The organism is Streptomyces sp. NPDC048604, from assembly GCF_043199435.1.
Classification (GTDB): Bacteria; Actinomycetota; Actinomycetes; order Streptomycetales; family Streptomycetaceae; genus Streptomyces.
The window spans coordinates 180,643-198,019 of sequence record NZ_JBICVX010000004.1 but is presented as its reverse complement, the minus strand read 5'-3'; the positions used below and the strand labels follow the sequence as shown (position 1 = coordinate 198,019).

At 73.1% G+C, this 17,377-nt stretch carries 16 protein-coding genes; 10 read left to right on the top strand and 6 right to left on the bottom strand.

Annotation, left to right across the window (positions count from 1 at the left end):
* Positions 1-3 precede the first annotated feature (3 nt).
* Both cobM and cbiE read right to left on the bottom strand, forming a co-directional pair.
* A complete protein-coding gene (cobM, locus tag ACGFMM_RS10215; protein ID WP_393645027.1) occupies positions 4-753 on the bottom strand; it encodes a precorrin-4 C(11)-methyltransferase in 750 nt (249 codons plus the stop codon).
* Complete coding sequence (cbiE, locus tag ACGFMM_RS10210) at positions 750-1,991, bottom strand: precorrin-6y C5,15-methyltransferase (decarboxylating) subunit CbiE (RefSeq protein WP_393645025.1); 1,242 nt, start codon at positions 1,989-1,991, stop codon at positions 750-752. Before cbiE ends, cobM begins: the two co-directional genes overlap by 4 nt.
* A 154-nt stretch (positions 1,992-2,145) precedes the next feature.
* Here cbiE and ACGFMM_RS10205 point away from each other — a divergent pair, with 154 nt between their 5' ends.
* The 3 genes from ACGFMM_RS10205 (at position 2,146) to ACGFMM_RS10195 (ending at position 4,303) form a co-directional block, all read left to right on the top strand.
* Complete coding sequence (locus ACGFMM_RS10205) at positions 2,146-3,225, top strand: LLM class flavin-dependent oxidoreductase (protein WP_393645023.1); 1,080 nt, start codon at positions 2,146-2,148, stop codon at positions 3,223-3,225.
* Between the two features lie 6 nt (positions 3,226-3,231).
* Positions 3,232-3,855 carry an FMN reductase gene (locus ACGFMM_RS10200; protein ID WP_393645021.1) on the top strand — a complete coding sequence of 208 codons (624 nt, stop codon included), beginning with the start codon at positions 3,232-3,234 and terminating at the stop codon, positions 3,853-3,855.
* Positions 3,856-3,931: 76 nt separating this feature from the next.
* A complete protein-coding gene (locus ACGFMM_RS10195; protein ID WP_393645019.1) occupies positions 3,932-4,303 on the top strand; it encodes a GNAT family N-acetyltransferase in 372 nt (123 codons plus the stop codon).
* Between the two features lie 25 nt (positions 4,304-4,328).
* On the opposite strand, the gene ACGFMM_RS10190 is transcribed toward ACGFMM_RS10195, so the two are convergent.
* The 3 genes from ACGFMM_RS10190 to ACGFMM_RS10180 all read right to left on the bottom strand — a co-directional run bounded on the left by ACGFMM_RS10190 (position 4,329) and on the right by ACGFMM_RS10180 (position 6,707).
* Positions 4,329-5,192, bottom strand: a complete 864-nt coding sequence (locus ACGFMM_RS10190; protein ID WP_393645017.1) for an ABC transporter permease — start codon at positions 5,190-5,192, stop codon at positions 4,329-4,331.
* Positions 5,189-6,196 carry an ATP-binding cassette domain-containing protein gene (locus tag ACGFMM_RS10185; RefSeq protein WP_393645015.1) on the bottom strand — a complete coding sequence of 336 codons (1,008 nt, stop codon included), beginning with the start codon at positions 6,194-6,196 and terminating at the stop codon, positions 5,189-5,191. Before ACGFMM_RS10185 ends, ACGFMM_RS10190 begins: the two co-directional genes overlap by 4 nt.
* Positions 6,197-6,287: 91 nt before the next feature.
* On the bottom strand, positions 6,288-6,707 hold the full coding sequence (locus ACGFMM_RS10180) for a hypothetical protein (protein WP_393645013.1): 420 nt from the start codon (positions 6,705-6,707) through the stop codon (positions 6,288-6,290).
* Positions 6,708-6,853: 146 nt separating this feature from the next.
* Between ACGFMM_RS10180 and ACGFMM_RS10175 the strand changes: the two genes are divergently transcribed.
* From ACGFMM_RS10175 to ACGFMM_RS10150, 6 genes are all read left to right on the top strand, one after another.
* On the top strand, positions 6,854-7,300 hold the full coding sequence (locus tag ACGFMM_RS10175; protein WP_393645011.1) for a hypothetical protein: 447 nt from the start codon (positions 6,854-6,856) through the stop codon (positions 7,298-7,300).
* Positions 7,301-7,333: 33 nt separating this feature from the next.
* Positions 7,334-8,299 (top strand): endonuclease/exonuclease/phosphatase family protein, encoded by a 966-nt coding sequence (locus ACGFMM_RS10170; RefSeq protein WP_393645009.1) that lies wholly within the window; start codon positions 7,334-7,336, stop codon positions 8,297-8,299.
* A gap of 26 nt (positions 8,300-8,325) precedes the next feature.
* A complete protein-coding gene (locus ACGFMM_RS10165) occupies positions 8,326-8,562 on the top strand; it encodes a DUF2630 family protein (protein ID WP_393645507.1) in 237 nt (78 codons plus the stop codon).
* 88 nt (positions 8,563-8,650) lie between these two features.
* Entirely contained in the window at positions 8,651-10,606 is a 1,956-nt protein-coding gene (locus ACGFMM_RS10160) for an FUSC family protein (protein ID WP_393645008.1), read from the top strand.
* A gap of 201 nt (positions 10,607-10,807) precedes the next feature.
* Positions 10,808-12,283: an APC family permease gene (locus tag ACGFMM_RS10155; RefSeq protein ID WP_393645006.1), complete on the top strand. Its 1,476-nt coding sequence runs from the start codon at positions 10,808-10,810 to the stop codon at positions 12,281-12,283.
* Positions 12,284-12,391: 108 nt separating this feature from the next.
* Positions 12,392-13,363, top strand: coding sequence for a hypothetical protein (locus tag ACGFMM_RS10150; RefSeq protein WP_393645005.1), 972 nt, complete (start codon positions 12,392-12,394; stop codon positions 13,361-13,363).
* A 75-nt stretch (positions 13,364-13,438) separates the two neighbouring features.
* Here ACGFMM_RS10150 and ACGFMM_RS10145 read toward each other — a convergent pair whose 3' ends face one another.
* Positions 13,439-15,508 carry a PhoX family protein gene (locus ACGFMM_RS10145; protein WP_393645003.1) on the bottom strand — a complete coding sequence of 690 codons (2,070 nt, stop codon included), beginning with the start codon at positions 15,506-15,508 and terminating at the stop codon, positions 13,439-13,441.
* Positions 15,509-15,766: 258 nt separating this feature from the next.
* On the opposite strand from ACGFMM_RS10145, the gene ACGFMM_RS10140 reads away from it, so the two are divergent.
* Positions 15,767-17,332, top strand: a complete 1,566-nt coding sequence (locus tag ACGFMM_RS10140) for a VWA domain-containing protein (RefSeq protein WP_393645001.1) — start codon at positions 15,767-15,769, stop codon at positions 17,330-17,332.
* Positions 17,333-17,377 lie beyond the last annotated feature (45 nt).

Here is a 17,377-nt window from a genome sequence, read left to right as displayed (position 1 = left end):
GGCTCAGCAGACGTGTCGCTCGCGGGCTGGGTCGTAGAGGTGGCTGTCGCGGAACTGGGAGGCGGCGAGGGTGCGGCCCACGAGGATGACCGCGGTCTTGGTGATGCCGGCGGACTTCGTCTGTGCCGCGATGTCGTCGAGGGTGCCGCGCAGGACGACCTCGTCGGGGCGGCTGGCCATCGCGACGACCGCCGCGGGGCAGTCCGCGCCGTAGTGCGGGAGCAGTTCGGCGACGACGCGGTCCACGTAGCGGGCCGCGAGGTGCAGGACGAGCAGCGCGCCGCTGCGGCCCAGGGTGGCGAGGTCCTCGCCGTCCGGCATGGGCGTGGCCTGCTGGGCGATGCGGGTCAGGATGACGGTCTGGCCGACGGTCGGGACCGTCAGCTCCCGCTTCAGGGCCGCCGCGGCCGCGGCGAACGCCGGCACGCCGGGCACGACCTCGTACGGGATGCCCGCCGCGTCGAGCCGCCGCATCTGCTCGGCGACCGCGCTGAAGACGGACGGGTCGCCGGAGTGCAGCCGGGCCACGTCGTGGCCCTCCTCGTGGGCGCGGACGATTTCGGCGACGATCCGGTCCAGGTCCAGGTTCGCGGTGTCGATCAGGCGCGCGTCCGGCGGGCATTCGGCGAGCAGTTCGCGGGGGACGAGCGAGCCCGCGTACAGGCAGACCCCGCAGGACGCCAGCGTGCGCGCACCGCGGACGGTGATCAGGTCGGCCGCGCCGGGGCCGGCGCCGATGAAGTAGACGGTCATCCCTCTTCAGAACCTTTCGTTACGGACCACTGGGTGACCGGCATCGCCTGCCGCCAGCCGGTGAAGCCGCCCACCGGGACGGCCTGGGCGACGGCGAGCCGGACCAGCTCGCCGCCGTGCCGGCGGTACCAGTCCGCCAGCAGCGCCTCGGACTCCAGCGTGACGGTGTTCGCGACCAGCCGGCCGCCGGGCGGCAGCGCGGCCCAGCAGGCGTCGAGCAGGCCGGGGGCGGTGAGCCCGCCGCCGATGAACACCGCGTCGGGGGTGGGCAGCCCGGCCAGGGCCTCGGGGGCGGGGCCGGTGACGATGCGGAGTCTCGGCACGCCGAGCGCGAGCATGTTGTGGCCGATCCGGTCGGCGCGCCCGGGGTTCTTCTCGACGACGATCGCCCGGCAGGTGCGGTGCGTACGCATCCATTCGATGCCGATGGAGCCGGAGCCGCCGCCGACGTCCCAGAGCAGTTCGCCGGGCGCGGGCGCGAGGGCCGCGAGGGTGGCCGCGCGGACGTGCCGCTTGGTGAGCTGGCCGTCGTGCTCGTACGCCTCGTCCGGCAGGCCGGGCACGGCGCCGAGGCGGAGCGTGCCCGGGTCGCGGACGCAGTCGATCGCGATCACGTTCAGGGCGTCGAGCCGCTCGGCGTCGTCCCAGGCGGCCGCCGTGCCGTCGACGATCCGCTCGTAGGGGCCGCCGAGCTGTTCGAGGACCCGCATCCGGCTGCCGCCGTAGCCCCGCTCGCGCAGCAGTCCCGCCACCAGCCCCGGGGTGTGGCGGGTCGCGCTGAGGACCAGCAGCCGCCGGCCGTCGTGGAGGGCGGCGGTGAGCGAGGCGAGCGGCCTGCCGACCAGGGTGACCGTCTCGACGTCCTCCAGCGGCCAGGAGAGCCGGGCGCAGGCGTACGAGACGGAGGACGGGTGCGGCAGGACGCGGATCCGGTCGGCGCCGATCGTCTCGGCGAGGGTGCGGCCGATGCCGTAGAACATCGGGTCGCCGCTGGCGAGCACCGCGATCCGGCGGCCCTCGTGCGCGGCGATCAGTTCGGGGACGGCCTCGCGCAGCGGGGAGGGCCAGGTGACGCGCGCGCCGAGGCAGACGTCTGAGGGCGCCAGCCACAGCTGGCGGTCGCCGCCGATCAGTACCTCGGCCTCGGTCAGGACCCGGCGGGAGGCCTCGGGGAGCCCGTCCCAGCCGTCCGCGCCGATGCCGACGACGGAGATCAGGGGCGGGGGTACGGAGCTCACGCCGGAACTCTACGTGACCGGAACATGACCTCCGAGGTGAGCCGGATCACCCCACATCACCGCGGGAATAGGGCGCGGTGGGTCACCGTTGAGCGAGTCAGTTCAACTTTCAACAACTAGACTCCCCCAACAACCAGCGCGAAAGGCGATCACGATGCAGTTCGGAATCTTCACCGTCGGCGATGTGACGACCGACCCCACCACCGGCCGCACCCCCACCGAGCACGAGCGCATCAAGAACACCGTCGCCATCGCGCTGAAGGCCGAGGAAGTCGGCCTGGACGTCTTCGCCACGGGCGAGCACCACAACCCGCCGTTCGTCCCGTCCTCCCCGACCACCCTGCTCGGCCACATCGCGGCCCGCACGGAGAACCTGATCCTCTCCACCTCGACGACGCTGATCACCACCAACGACCCGGTGAAGATCGCCGAGGACTACGCGACCCTCCAGCATCTGGCCGACGGCCGCGTCGACCTGATGATGGGCCGAGGCAACACCGGTCCGGTCTACCCGTGGTTCGGGCAGGACATCCGGCAGGGCATCCCGCTCGCCATCGAGAACTACGCGCTCCTCCACAAGCTGTGGAGGGAGGACGTGGTCGACTGGGAGGGCAAGTTCCGCAGCGCGCTCCAGGGCTTCACGGCCACCCCGCGCCCGCTGGACGGCGTCCCGCCCTTTGTCTGGCACGGCTCCATCCGGTCCCCGGAGATCGCCGAGCAGGCCGCGTACTACGGCGACGGCTTCTTCGCCAACCACATCTTCTGGCCCAAGCAGCACACCGAGAAGATGGTCCGGCTCTACCGGCAGCGGTACGCGCACTACGGCCACGGCACCCCGGAGCAGGCGATCGTCGGCCTCGGCGGACAGGTGTTCATGCGGAAGAACTCGCAGGACGCGGTACGGGAGTTCCGCCCGTACTTCGACAACGCGCCGGTCTACGGCCACGGCCCGTCCCTGGAGGAGTTCAGCAGCCAGACCCCGCTGACCGTCGGCTCCCCGCAGGAGGTCATCGACCGCACGCTGTCCTTCCGCGACTACGTCGGCGACTACCAGCGCCAGCTGTTCCTGGTCGACCACGCGGGGCTGCCGCTGAAGACCGTCCTGGAACAGCTCGACATCCTCGGCGAGGAGGTCGTCCCGGTGCTCCGCAAGGAGTTCGACAACATGCGCCCGGCGGACGTCCCGTCCACCGCGCCGCTCCACCCCGCCGTACTCACGCAGCAGGAGGCGTAAGCAGCCATGCAGACCCTGAAGCTCGTCGCCGTCTCGGCCGGCCTCAGCTCGCCGTCCTCGACCCGGCTGCTCGCCGACCGCCTGCTCCAGGCGGCCCGGTACAAGCTGGCCGAGCAGGAGTACGCGGTCGACGTCGAGGTGATCGAACTGCGCGACCTGGCGGTCGACATCGCGAACAACTTCGTCACCGGCTTCCCGTCGCAGAAGCTGCAGACGGCGATCGACACGGTGACCGGCGCGGACGGGGTGGTGGCGGTGACGCCGGTCTTCACCGCCTCGTACAGCGGCCTGTTCAAGTCGTTCTTCGACCTGATCGACCCTGCGGCCCTCACCGGCACCCCGGTCCTGGTCGCCGCCACCGGCGGCACCGCCCGCCACTCCCTCGTCCTCGACCACGCCCTGCGGCCGCTGTTCGCCTACCTCCGCGCCCAGGTCGTCCCCACGGCCGTGTACGCGGCCTCGGAGGACTGGGGCACCGGCGGCGACGCGTACACCGAGGGCCTGCCGGCCCGCATCACCCGCGCCGGCGAGGACCTGGCCAGGGCCGTGGCCGCCCGTCCGGCCGCCACGCCGGCGGACGACGAAGTCGTCCCGTTCGAGCGGCAGCTGGCCGACCTGCGGCTCGACTGACGAGAGGCCGCCGTCCCGCCGGGGAAACCGGGCGCTCCGCCGTGCGCTCCCCGCGCGCACGGCGGATGATGCCCCCATGGACATCAAGCTGGAGCTCATCGGGGTGCCCGTCAGCGACGTCGACCGGGCCAAGGACTTCTACGAGAAGGTCGGCTTCAACGCCGACCACGACGTGACCGTCAACGACGGCATCCGGTTCGTGCAGATGACGCCGCCCGGCTCGGCCTGCTCGATCGCCTTCGGCAAGGGCATCACGGAGATGGCCCCGGGGTCGCTGGACAACATGCAGGTCGTCGTCACGGACATCGAGGAGGCGCACGCCGACCTCACCGGCCGCGGCATCGACGTCAGCCCCATCGACGACCAGCCCTGGGGCTCCTTCGTCTACTTCGCCGACCCCGACGGCAACCGCTGGGCCGTGCAGCAGACCACACCGCGCAACGCCTGACCCACCTGCTGGCTCAAGGCCCGACCTACCTGCGGTTGTACAGGCGCATCGTGATCGTGCCGAACACCGCCGTGAACAGCAGCGACCACCCCACCGACCAGGCGATCTCCGTCGCCGGCCACTCCCCCGCCATCAACTCGCGCACCGCCGTGGACACGTGCGTCACCGGGTTGTTGTTGACGAACGCCTGCAGCCAGCCGGGCATCGTGCTCGGGTCGACGAAGACGTTGGAGAGGAAGGTCAGCGGGAAGATCACCATCATCGCGACGCTGATCACCGCCTTCTCGGTGCGCAGCAGCAGGCCGACCATCGTCCAGATCCACGAGAAGCCGAACGCGAACACCAGCAGCAGGACGACCCCGAGCACGACGCCCATCACCCCGCCCTCCGGGCGGTAGCCGATGATCAGGCCGACGGAGAGCATCACCAGCGAGGCGATCACGTAGCGGACCACGTCGCCGAGCAGATAGCCGACCATCGGGGCCGGGCGCCAGATCGGCAGCGTGCGGAAGCGGTCGAAGACGCCCCGGTCGATGTCGTTGTTGACCGACGACCCGGTGTACATCGTGATCATCACGACGCTCAGCACGAGGATGCCCGGCAGCAGGAACTGGATGTAGTCCGACACCGAGCCGGACAGCGCGCCCCCGAAGAGGTACGTGTACATCAGCACCATCATGATCGGGAACGCGGTCACGTCGAAGAGCTGCTCCGGCACGTGCTTGATCTTCAGCATCGCCCGCCACCCGAACGTCAGCGAGGCCGACAGCGCGCTCGGACGCTTCGGGCGCTCGTGCCCCACGAGCAGCTCGGCCAGTTCGTCGGCCTTGGGCGCGACGAAGTCGAGGGCCGCGGTGTCCTTGTCCTTGTCGGTGGTGACGGTGGTCATGCCGCCGGTTCCTTCCGTCCCTCGTCCCGTCCCTCGCCCCGTCCCTCGTCACGGCCGTCCGTGAGCGCCAGGAACACCTCGTCGAGGCTCGGCTGCCCCAGCGCGAAGTTGTCGACCGTGATCCCGGCCCTCGCCAGCTCCGCGAGCGCCCGCGCGGCCTGCTCCGACGCGCCCAGGTCCGTCCCGTGGCCGTTCACGGTCGCCGTGAGCGCCACGGGGTCCGGGTCGAGCTGTACGGACGCCCGCAGCGCGCTCGCCAGCACCCGCTCCGCGTCGGGCCGCTGCGCCGGGTCCCGGAGCCGTACGTGCACCGAGCCCGAGCCCACGGACGCCTTCAGCTCGCCCTTCGTGCCCTCCGCGATGACCTTGCCGTGGTCGATCACGGCGATCCGGGACGCCAGCTGGTCCGCCTCGTCGAGGTACTGCGTGGTGAGCAGCACCGTCGTGCCCTGCGCGACGACGGCCCGCACGATGTCCCAGACCTGGTTGCGGCTGCGCGGGTCGAGGCCCGTGGTCGGCTCGTCGAGGAACAGCAGGTCGGGGACGTTCAGCAGGGACGCCGCGATGTCGATGCGCCGCCGCATGCCGCCCGAGTAGCTCTTCACCTGCCGTTCGGCCGCCCCGGCAAGCCCGAACGCGGCGAGCAGCCGCGCCCCGCGGTCCTTCGCGGCGGGGCGGGTCATGCCGAGCAGCCGGCCGAGCAGCACCAGGTTCTCGGTGCCGGTGAGGTCCTCGTCGACGGAGGCGTACTGGCCGATGAAGCCGACCCGGTCGCGTACGGCGTCGGCCTCGCGCACCACGTCCCGGCCGAACACCCGGGCGCTGCCGCCGTCGGGGCGGAGCAGGGTCGCGAGCATCTTCACGGCCGTGGTCTTCCCGGCGCCGTTCGGCCCGAGCACCCCGTAGACCGTCCCGGCCGGGACGCGCAGGTCCGCGCCGTCGACGGCGCGGTTGGCGCCGAAGACCTTCACGAGTCCGTCGGTCTCGATGGCGAGGTCGGACATGCGCATCCTCCGGGCCGGGGGTCGTTCGGGCCGCTTTTCCCAGTCTCCGTCGTCCGGCGACCGGATGCCACAGGGCCCGCCCGCGCCGGCCCTAGGCCCTGATCGGCCTGCCCCGGGCGTCCTCGTGCGTGTAGTACATGTAGAACGTGCCGAGCGTCGTGCCCGCCATGATGATCAGGCCGAGCACGGACGCCGACAGGATGCTCGCGCCGGAGAGGCTGAACAGGAAGCCGACCGCGCCGCCCGCGACCACGCCCCAGGCAGCCGCGTGCAGTTCACGGGGCAGCAGGGGCCCGACGGTGTGCACGACGTAGACCGCGCCCGCGAGCACCACTCCGGAGATCAGGCCGAGCCACAGCTGGCCCCAGGACCATCCGCCGCCGCCGCGTGCGACGGTCGACGTGTAGAGGCCGTAGACGACGCCCAGCGTGACCGGGAAGCCCCAGCCGCGGGTGACGCCCTCGTAGTGCCGTGCGTGGCGCCGGACCGGCGCCGCTGCGTGTGCGGCCATGGCAGGGCTCCTTCCCTCTCGGGGATCTCATCCTCCAGAGCACACCCACGGCCCGGGTCCCGCAACCGGACCGGGCGCGCCACGGCCTTCACCCGTTCGGCGCAGCAAAAAGTCCCGTTCCGGACGACCGCTTCGACGATGAGGTCATGAGCCAGAACACCGCACCCCCTCCCGCGCCCACCCCGCCGCAGGGCAGGTCGGGCGAGTCCGCCTGGGCGACCGGCGGCACGGTCTTCGCCGGCGTGCTGATGACGGTCACCGGCATCGTGGACATCTTCCAGGGCATCGCCGGAATCGCCGAGGACAACGTGTACGCGCGCGTCGGCGACTACGTCTACCGGTTCAACCTCACCGCCTGGGGCTGGATCCACCTGATCCTGGGCGTCGTCATCGCCGTCACCGGCTTCGGGATCCTCCGCGGCGCGGAGTGGGGCCGGGTGGCGGGCATCGCGCTCGCCTCGCTGAACATCGTGGCGCAGTTCCTGTTCCTGCCGTACCAGCCGTGGTGGGCGCTGTTCTCGATGGCCCTCTCGGTCTTCGTGATCTGGGCGCTCGCGTCGGACGAGTCGTACGGCAAGCATCCGATCATGTGAGACGCGCCGCCGGGGCGCTGCGACACTGGGCGGGTGCCCGCGCAACAGGTCCGTACGCTCGCCGCCTGGGCCGCCGGGCTGCTCGTCGCCGTCCCCCTCGTGACCGCGGTCTGCCGGCTGGCCGGCACGGACGGCGTCACGCCGGTGCCGCAACTGCTGTCGGCGCTGCCGCTGATGGCCGTGCCGGCCGTGCTCGCGCTGGTCCTGGCGCTGGTGGCGCGGCGGCGGGTGCTCGCCGGGGTCACCGCGGCGGTGCTCGCGGTGACCGGGTGGTTCGTCCTGCCGTACGGGCCCGACGGCACCGGGGCCGGCGGGCCGGTCGTCGCGCGGGTGCGGGTGCTCGCCGCGAACGTCGAATTCGGCCAGGCGACCGGGCGGTTGCTGGCGGCGGCGCGGGCCGAGCGGGCGCAGCTGGTGTTCGTCACCGAATGCGACCCGGCGTGCGTGCGGACCCTCGCGGAGGGCCTGCGGGACCGGCTGCCGTACCGGGTGACCGTGCCCGGGGCGGGCTCCACCGGCTCGGCGATCCTCAGCGCGTACCCGCTCGTCGCGGAGGCGCCGCTGCCGGCGGCGATGGGGATGCCGGGCGCGACGGCGCGGATCGGGGGCCGGGAGGTACGGCTGCGGCTCGCGCACCCGCTGCCGCCGCTGCCGGGGCAGGTCGACGACTGGCGGGCGGAGCTGGGGCGGGTGCGGGACTGGGCGGCCGGGGCGGTGGCGGCGGGGCCGCCGGTGCTGCTGGCCGGGGACTTCAACGCGTCCCAGGACCACGAGGCGTTCCGGGACGTGCTGGACACCGGGCTGCACGACGCGGCCCGGCTGACGGGGGCGGCGCGGACGCCGACCTGGCCGCGGGAGGGGGCGGTGCCGACGTACACGCAGATCGACCATGTGCTGGCCGGCGCGGACTTCACCGCCCGCGGCACCCGCTTCCTCGACCTGCCGGGCAGCGACCACCGGGCGGTGCTGGCGGAGCTCGACCTGCACGCCGACGGTTGATTTGTCACGCTTGTGGCATGAGCCCCATGAACAACGAGCAGATCCTGGAGAACATCGGGCAGCTCGTCGAGGAGGAACGGTCCCTGCGGCAGCGGACCGGTGGGCTGCTCCCGGAGGAGCTGACCCGGCTCGCGGAGCTGGAGGTGCAACTGGACCAGGCCTGGGATCTGTTGCGTCAGCGGCGCGCCAAGTCGGAGTTCGGCGAGGACCCGGACACGGCGGCGGTCCGCCCGCCCGCGGAGGTGGAGGCCTACCGCAGCTGACCAGGACCGCAGCCGACACAGGACCGCAGGTGACACAGGACCGCAGGTGACACGGGGCGGGCCCACCGCGTGACCCTAGGGTGGTCGCATGGTTCGTCGTGCTCGGCTCGCTCAGCTCGCACCGCCCGAGTGGCTCGTGGCGGGGCTGCGGCCCCAGAAGGCGCCGGTGCCGTGGGCGGCCGTGGCGCGGGCCTCCGTCGCGCTGTCCGCACCGCTCGCCGTCGGGATGGCCACGGACCGGCCCGTGTACGGCGCGCTGGTCTCCATGGGCGCGCTCTCCGGCGTCATCGGCGACACCGCCGACGCCTACCGGATGCGGCTGCTCAACATCGCCGTCCCCCAGCTCTTCGGCGCCCTCGGCGTCACCCTCGGCTCCCTCGTCTTCGGGCACGGCTGGACCACCGTCGTCGTGGTCACCCTCGTCGCGCTCGTCTCCGGGATGATCTCCTCCATCGGGGCCATCGCCTCCGTCTCCGGGCTGCTCCTGCTGCTCAACACCGTCGTCGGGGCCGGTCTGCCGATGCCCGACCCGTGGTGGCTGCCGGCCGTGCTGCTCGGCCTCGGCGGACTGGTCGTCCTCGCGCTGAGCCTGCTCGGCTGGCCGCTGCGGCGCGGCGCGCCCGAGAAGGCGTCGGTGGCCGCCGCGTACCGGGCCGTGGCCGACGTCCTGGAGGCCGCGGGCACCGACGCGTACGAGGGGCGCCGGCGCGACGTCACCCAGGCGCTGAACCAGGCGTACGACCTCATCGTCGGCCGCCGCGCCCGCGAGCACGGCCGGGCGCCCGTGCTGATCCGGCTGCTCGCCCAGCTCAACGCCCTGATCCCGCTGGTCGAGGCGGCCCCCGCGTCCCATCTGAAGGCCCGTCGGACCGGGCCGATGCCGCCGCGCATCCCGGCCGCCGTGCGCGATCTCGCCGACGCCGTCGAGGAGGGCCGCACCGGCGACCACGAGCTCGACCTGCCCGCCCCCGCACTTCCGTCCGAGCGGGCCGTCGACCACGCCCTGCGCTACGCCGCCACCGTCGTCCACAAGGCCGAGCCCAACCCGTACAACGTCGACGACCGGCTCGGCCGCCCCGCCGCCCTGCGCGTCCGGATCCGCCGCACCGCCCGCGGCGTCCTGCTGTCCGACGAGTCCTGGCGGTACGGGCTGCGCCTCGCGCTGTGCATCGGACTCGCCCAGGCCCTGGTCTCGCTGATCGAGGTGCCCCGCTCGTACTGGGTCGCGCTCACCGTCACCTTCGTGATGAAGCCCGACTTCGGCTCGGTGTTCTCGCGCGCCGTGCTCCGCGCGCTGGGCACCTGCCTCGGCCTGGTGACGGCGGCGATCGTGCTCGCCGAGGTGCCGCGCGGCTGGTGGGACGTGCCGGTGATGTTCGTCCTCGCCGGTCTCATCCCCGCGTTCTCCGCGAAGGGGTACGCCTTCCAGACCGCCGCCATCACCCCGGTCATCCTGTTGCTCTCCGACCTGATCAACCGCGAGGGCTTCGACCTGATCCTGCCCCGCCTGTACGACTCCCTCATCGGCTGCGGGATCTCCCTGATCGCCGGCTATCTGCTCTGGCCGGAGTCCTGGCACACCCGGATCGGCGACCGGCTCGCCGACGCCGTCGCCGACGCCGCGCGGTACGTGTCTCTCGCGTTCTCGGCGAACGCCTCCGAGCAGCCCGCCCGCGTCCGCTCCCGCCGCAAGCTGTACCGCGACCTGTCCGCCGTGCGCGCCGAGTTCCAGCGCGCCCTCACCGAGCCGCCGCCGACCGGAGCGCGCGCCGCCGCCTGGTGGCCGCTGCTCGTCGCCGTCGAGCGGATCGTCGACGCCACCACCGCCGCCCGCGTCCGCGTCGACCACGGCGCCCCGCCGCCGGACCTGGCCGAGGCCGCCGCCATCGAGCGGGAACTGCGCGAACTCGCCGCCGGGCTGCGCGAGTCCGAGATCCTGGTCGAGGTGCACACCGAGCTGACCGGCCCCGACGACAGCGTGCTGCGCCCGCTGCGGCAGGAGGTCCTGGCCGCCCGCGCGATCGCGACGCCGACCCCCAAGTAGCGCGCGGCGCCCACGTGCTGCGCCGGCAGCGGAATCCCTGCCACCGCCGTCACCGCAGACCGGCCGGTACGACTACGATGCGCCCATTCACGCGCGCACCGGAAGGCACCCGCACCCAGGCGGCCAACGGCGCCGGAGGCACGCACCCACTCCGCAGCTCCACAGCGTCCCTTTCCCACGGGTCACACAAGGACATCCGCCATGCGCAGTTCCACCGGCAGAGGGCTCCAGGCCAACGTCCTCGGCACGTCCGACACCGTGGTGATGGCGGTCGCCGGCAGCGCCCCGGCGTACTCGCTCGCCGCCACGACCGCCGTCCTGTTCGGCGCGGTCGGGCATGCCGGTCCCGCCGCGCTGCTGTACTGCGCGCTCCCGATGCTCGGCATCGTCCTCGCGTACGCCCGGCTGGGCCGGATCGACGTCAACGCGGGCGCCGGGTACTCGTGGGTGGGCCGCACCCTGCACCCGTTCCTCGGCTTCCTGTCCGGCTGGGCGCTCGTGGTGTCCGCGACCGTGTTCATGGTGGCCGGCTCGCTGCCCGCCGGCGTGCTCACGCTCTCCCTGATCGACCCGGACCTCGCCGGGAACACCCCGCTCGCCGCCGCCGTCGGCGCGGGCTGGTTCCTGATGATGCTGCTCGTGGTGCTCGGCGGCACCCGGCTCACCGCCCGCGCCCAACTCCTGCTCACCGGCGCCGAGATCGCGATCCTGCTGGCCTTCCTGCTGGCCGCACTGCTGCACCGCGGCGCGGCGACCGCCTTCGACTGGTCCTGGTTCGGGCTCGACGGCTTCGACGGAACGGCCGGCTTCGCGTCGGGCGCGCTGATCGCCGCGTTCTACTACTGGGGCTGGGACGTCACCAGCAACCTCAGCGAGGAGACCCGGAACAGCGGGCGCACCGCGGGGCGGGCCGCGCTGATCGGCTTCGGCGTCGTCTTCCTGCTCTTCGAGGCCGTCACGGTCACCGTGAACGTGCTGCTGAGCGCCGAGCGGATCGAGGCCGGCGGGGCGAACGTGCTGGCCGTCCTCGGCCAGGAGATCTGGCCCGGCGTCGGCGGGAAGGTGCTGGTCGTGGCCGTGCTGCTGTCCACCGTCGCCACCCTGGAGACCACCCTCATCCAGGTCACCCGCTCCCTGTTCGCGATGGGCCGCGACCGCACCCTGCCGGAGAGGCTCGGCGCCGTGCACCGCCGCTGGAACACCCCTTGGGTGGCCATCGCCGCCGTCGGCGTGGCGGCGCTCGTGCTGTTCGCCGCGGCGGCCGCCGCCGGCTCCGTGCAGTCGGTGCTGCGCGACGCCGTCGCCGCCATCGGGCTGCAGATCGCGTTCTACTACGCCCTCGCCGGCCTCGCCGCCGTCGTCGCCTACCGGGGTCTGCTCCTGCGCTCCGTACGGGACTTCGTGCTCGGCGGGGTGTGGCCGCTGCTCGGCTCGGCGTTCATGCTCTGGGTGTTCGCCCAGTCACTGGGCGAGCTGTCCGGCACCTCGCTCACCATGGGGCTCGGCGGACTGCTCCTCGGGCTCGTCCCCATGGTCGTGTACTGGCGGAAGGGCAGCGCCTACTACCGGCCCGCGCCCCTGTGCGCCACGCGCGCGCTGGCCGCCGACCCGCCGCCGTCCACCCGGCGACCGCGCCGCCCGCGCCGGGACGACGGGGTACCGGCCACGGACTTCTGACGAACGACCGCTGACGAACGACTGCTGACGACCGAACCGCCGACGACCGAACCGCCGACGACACACGCGCCTCACCGACACCCGCCGAGCCGCCCGGAAGGAGAGCCGATGGCCGCCCGCCGCCGCCCCGCCCGATTCGTACCGGATTTCGACCCCGACCACGGCGACCGGCCGCTCACCGCCGCGCGCCAGGACATGGTCATCGGCCGCTGGCAGGGCGTCCGCGACCTGTTGCGGGCCACCGGCACGGACTGGGCGCGCCGCACCCACCGGCTGCGGCTGCTCTCGCACGCCGCCGCCGACAGCTCGGCCGCGGAGTCCTGGCGGGCCGCCGAGCCCGACGACCCGGACGCGGCGGTGCTGCGGGCGGCGACCGTGGTCGTACGGGTCTTCAACGAGGCCATCGCGATCGGCCGCGGCTCCGCCGTGGACCGGGGCCGCCTCGACGCGGCGGTGGAGGCGTGCCTGCAGGCGGCGGAGGCGGCGCCGGGGGACCCGATGCCGTGGGTGTCGCTGCTGACGGTGGCCCGGCTGTACGAGGGCGGGGTCGCGCGCGGCGAACTGCGGCACTGGTTCGACGAGTTGCGCCGCCGCGACCCGTACAACCTGGAGGGCCACGCGCAGGTGATGCGGTACTGGTCGGCGCGCTGGCACGGCACGCACGGCGCGATGTACGACTTCGCGCGCAACGCCGCCGGGATCGCCCCGCCCGGCTCGCCGCTGCCGGTCCTGGTGCAGATGGCGCGGGTGGAGGAGTACCGCTACATCGCCGACGCGGCGCGCGGCCGGGGTCCGGTGCGCGGCTTCGACCAGCACTGGAAGCACGAGCTGGCGGTGACGGAGGTGCGCCGCACGGCCGAGCGCTGGATCGACGACCGGGACACGGGGCGCCCGGTGGCGCCGGAGGAGGTCGCCGACCTCAACTACCTTGCGCACGCCGCCTGTTACGCGGGCGAGCACGTGGTGGCCGGCCGGGTCCTCGGGATGCTGGGGGCGTGGGCGGCGTGGGTGCCGTGGGCGTACACGGGGGACCCGGAGGAGCAGTTCACGAGATTCAGGGAGGGCCTGGACCTCGGTTGAGTTGTGAGGCGCTCACGAAGCGAGGGGCACGGGTGGACGGCCCCGTGCCCCTCACTCGTCTCAGACGTTCACCGCTCAGACGCCGATGTCGTCGCCGTCCGTGCGGTAGACCGCCACGACCGACGGGCGGACGATCTTACCCGGGCCGTCGGGCCAGACGGACGCCGGGTTCTCGACGGACGCGCCGTCGATCTCGCCCGGGTGCTGGACCGCGACCAGGACACGGCGGTCCTGGATGATCGGGCCGCAGGTCTCGGCGCCCTTCGGCACGGTCAGGAACTGCTTCAGCTCACCGCGGCGCTCGCCGTGGGTGGCGACGCCGAACAGGCCGTCGTGCGAGCCGAGCTGGTTGCCGTCCGTGGAGATCCACAGGTTGCCGTACGGGTCGAACGCCACGTTGTCCGGGCAGGAGATCGGGCTGACCTTCTCCTTCGGGAAGCCCGCGAAGTACGTGGCCGGGTCGTTCGGGTCGCCGGCGACGAGGAACAGACGCCAGGCGAAGCCGTCCGAGGCCGGGTCGTCCCAGTGCTCGGCGAGCTCCAGGATCTGGCCGTGCTTGTTGAGGTTGCGCGGGTTGGCCTCGTCCGCGCCCGGGTTGGTGCCCTTGCCGCGGTTGGAGTTGTTGGTCAGCGCGACGTACACGCGACCGGAGCGCGGGGACGGCTCGACGTCCTCGGGGCGGTCCATCTTGGTGGCGCCGACCTTGTCACCGGCGAGGCGGGTGAAGACGAACACCTCCTCGGCGGTCATGCCGGGGACGTGCGAGACCGCGCCGTCCGGGCCCGCCGTGGCCAGCGGGATCCAGACGCCGGAGCCGTCGAACTCGCCGTCGTTCGGGAGCTTGCCGGTGCCGTCGATCTCGGCGGCCGGAGAGTCGCCGGAGAGCTTGGCGACGTACAGGGTGCCCTCGTCGAGCAGGGTGAGGTTGTGCGCGTGGGCGGCGCGCGAGCCGCCCTTCTTCATCCGCTTCGAGGAGACGAACTTGTAGAAGTAGTCGAAACGCTCGTCGTCGCCCATGTAGACGACCGGGCGGCCGTCGTCGGTCAGGCGCGGCTGCGCGGCCTCGTGCTTGAAGCGGCCGAGGGCGGTGCGCTTGCGCGGGGTGGACTCCGGGTCGTACGGGTCGAGTTCGACGACCCAGCCGAAGCGGTGCACCTCGTTGGGCTCCTGGGCGACGTCGAAGCGCTTGTCGAAACGCTCCCACTTGCGCTCGGTGGGGCCGGCGGCGATGCCGTAGCGCTTGTCGGTGGCGGAGGAGCCGTTCGCGAAGTACTGGTTGAAGTTCTCCTCGCCGTGGAGCGTGGTGCCCCACGGGGTGGTGCCGCCGGCGCAGTTGTTGAGCGTGCCGAGGACGGTACGGCCGGCCGGGTCCACGGAGGTCTTCACCAGGGCGTGGCCGGCGACCGGGCCGGTCAGCTCGAACTCGGAGCCGTTGTGCAGACGCCGGTTGAGCGGGTGGCGGCGGACCGGGGAGAGCTTGCCGGAACGGTGCTCCTCCTGGACGACGACCACGGACAGGCCGTGCGCGGCCCAGGCGATCTCGACCTGCTCGCGGGTCGGGTTCGCGGCGTCGTAACCGCGGAACATGAGGACTTCGTCGGTGTACTCGTGGTTGGCCACGAGCACCTGGCGGCCCCGCTCGCCGCGGAGCGGGAGCAGCGAGAGGAAGTCGTTGTTGTAGCCGAACTGGCCGGCCTGCGCGGCGGCGGTCTGCTTCTCGGCGTCGAAGGCCGGGGCGCCGCGGAGGATCGGCTCGCCCCAGCGGATGACGACGTTCTGGCTGTAGCCGGCCGGAACGGTGACCTGGTCGGCGGTGTTGGGGGCGACCGGCTGGAAGCGGAGGCCGCGGGCGCCGTCGTTGCGGCGCTTGTACGCGGCCGCGGCGGCGGCCGGGGTGGCGTCGGCGGAGGGCGCGCCGCCGAGGGCGATGCCGGCGCCGGCGGCGGAGGCCACGGTGACCACGGCGGCGGCGCGCATCATCGAACGGCGCGAAAGCGCGCCGGCTATGACGTCGCCGACGTACTCGTTGTCGCTGGTGTTCGGCACCTCGTGGAAGCAGGCGTCACCGCAGCGGTAGCGGCAGGTGAGCGCGGAACGACCGCCCCCGTGGGGGTTGGTGTTCAGCAGCGGCAGCAGTTTGCGCACTTCGTCCTCCTCCGGCGCACACTGCGCCGACATGGTGTCGGGTATCCGTCCGGCGGTGACGGTATGTGCGCGGATCTGCACGCGGGCAGCGGTGGAATGAACGGCTGATGAACCCGCGGCGACCGGGCGCGACGAAGGGCCGACCGGGGCGCGGGCGGCGACACGGCAGGCCGCTAACCTTACGTGTCCGCCCTGGCCAGGGATGATTCCCCCAGTACGGACATAGACGGCACACCACTCATGCGAAAGGCCTCGCTCATGGGCATTCGGAGTTTGCTGCGCAAGGTGTTCGGACGCGACCGTGCGGAGCAGAACGAGTCGCCGGCAACCTCCGTCCCGACCCAGGCGGAGCCGACGGCCACCACGACCGCGACCAAGGACGCGCCCACGGTCCCCGCCCAGAGCCAGGCGGAGAAGGCCGCCCAGGCCCTGGTCGCCGCGTCCTTCGACAACCCGCCGCAGGCCAAGGTCCCCGAGGCCCGCACCGAACAGCCGGCAAGCACGCCCGAGACCGAGCCGGTTGCGGAGCCGCCGGTGACGGTCGAGGAACTGACCGCACTGGTGGAGACGGCGGAAATCGGCACGGAGGCGGACGCGGCGAAGACGGACGCGCCTGAGGCGCAGGCCGACGCTGCGAATGAACCGGCGGCCGAGACCGCCAAGTCGGAGGCGCCGGCCGCGGAGGCCGAGCCGGAGACCGCTGCGGCCGAGACCGTGGCCGAGGAGCCTGTGGCCGAGGCCGAGGCCGCCGCCGAGGAGCCGGAGGCCGTCGCCACGGCCGAGGAGCCGGAGGCCCAGGCCGAGGACGCGCCGGAGGCCCAGGCCGAAGAGGCACAGGACGCCGAGGCCGAGACGCCGGCGGAGCCGGTCGTCGCCGAGGCCGACGCCGAGGAGACCCCGGCCGCCGATGAACCGGCCGCCGCGGCCGCCGAGTCGGAGGAGCCCGCCGCCGAGACCGAGGCCGTCGCCACGGCCGAGGAGCCCGAAGCCAAGGCCGAGGACGCGCCGGAGGCCCAGGCCGAAGAGGCACAGGACGCAGAGGCGCAGGCCGAGGACGCCCCGGCCGCCGAGCCTGAGGCGCAGGTCGAGGAGCCGGCCGCCGACGGCGACGTGTCTGAGGCGGCGGACGATGAGGGCGCTCGTGAGGTCGTCGTTGCGGCCGCCGGCACCCCCGCGCTCACGCTCGCCCGCGTCAAGAAGGGCGCGCCGCAGGTCGTGGACGCGTACAAGGCCGCCGGCGCCGTGCTCAAGGCGCAGGGGCTGACCGGGACGCGCGCGGCGGTGTACCTCGTGGTCGACCGGTCGCTCTCCATGCGCGGGTACTACAAGGACGGTTCCGTCCAGCACCTCGCCGAGCAGGCGCTCGCGCTCGCCGCGCACCTCGACGAGGAGGCGACCGTGCCGGTCGTGTTCTTCTCGACCGAGGTCGACGGCACGGGCGACCTCACGCTCGAGAACGTCGACGGCCGCATCGCCGGCCTGCACGACTCCCTCGGCCGCATGGGCCGGACCAACTACGACCGCGCGATCGCCGAGGTGCTGGCGCACCACGAGAAGGCCGACCCCGCGCGCCCCGCGTTCGTGGTGTTCCAGACCGACGGCGCGCCGGAGTCCCGTACCGCCGCGACGCAGGCGCTCGCCTCCGCCGCGGACCGCCCGATCCACTGGCGGTTCGTCGCCTTCGGCGAGGAGGACGCGAAGGCGTTCGACTACCTCCGCAAGCTGGACGTCCCGCACGCGGCGTTCTTCCACGCCGGCCCCACCCCGGCCGAGCTCCCGCACCCGGTGTTCTTCAAGGGCCTGCTGGACGGCTACACCGCCTGACCGGCCGACGCGTCACCGCGCGCGCAGCGACCACGAGCCCCGCCC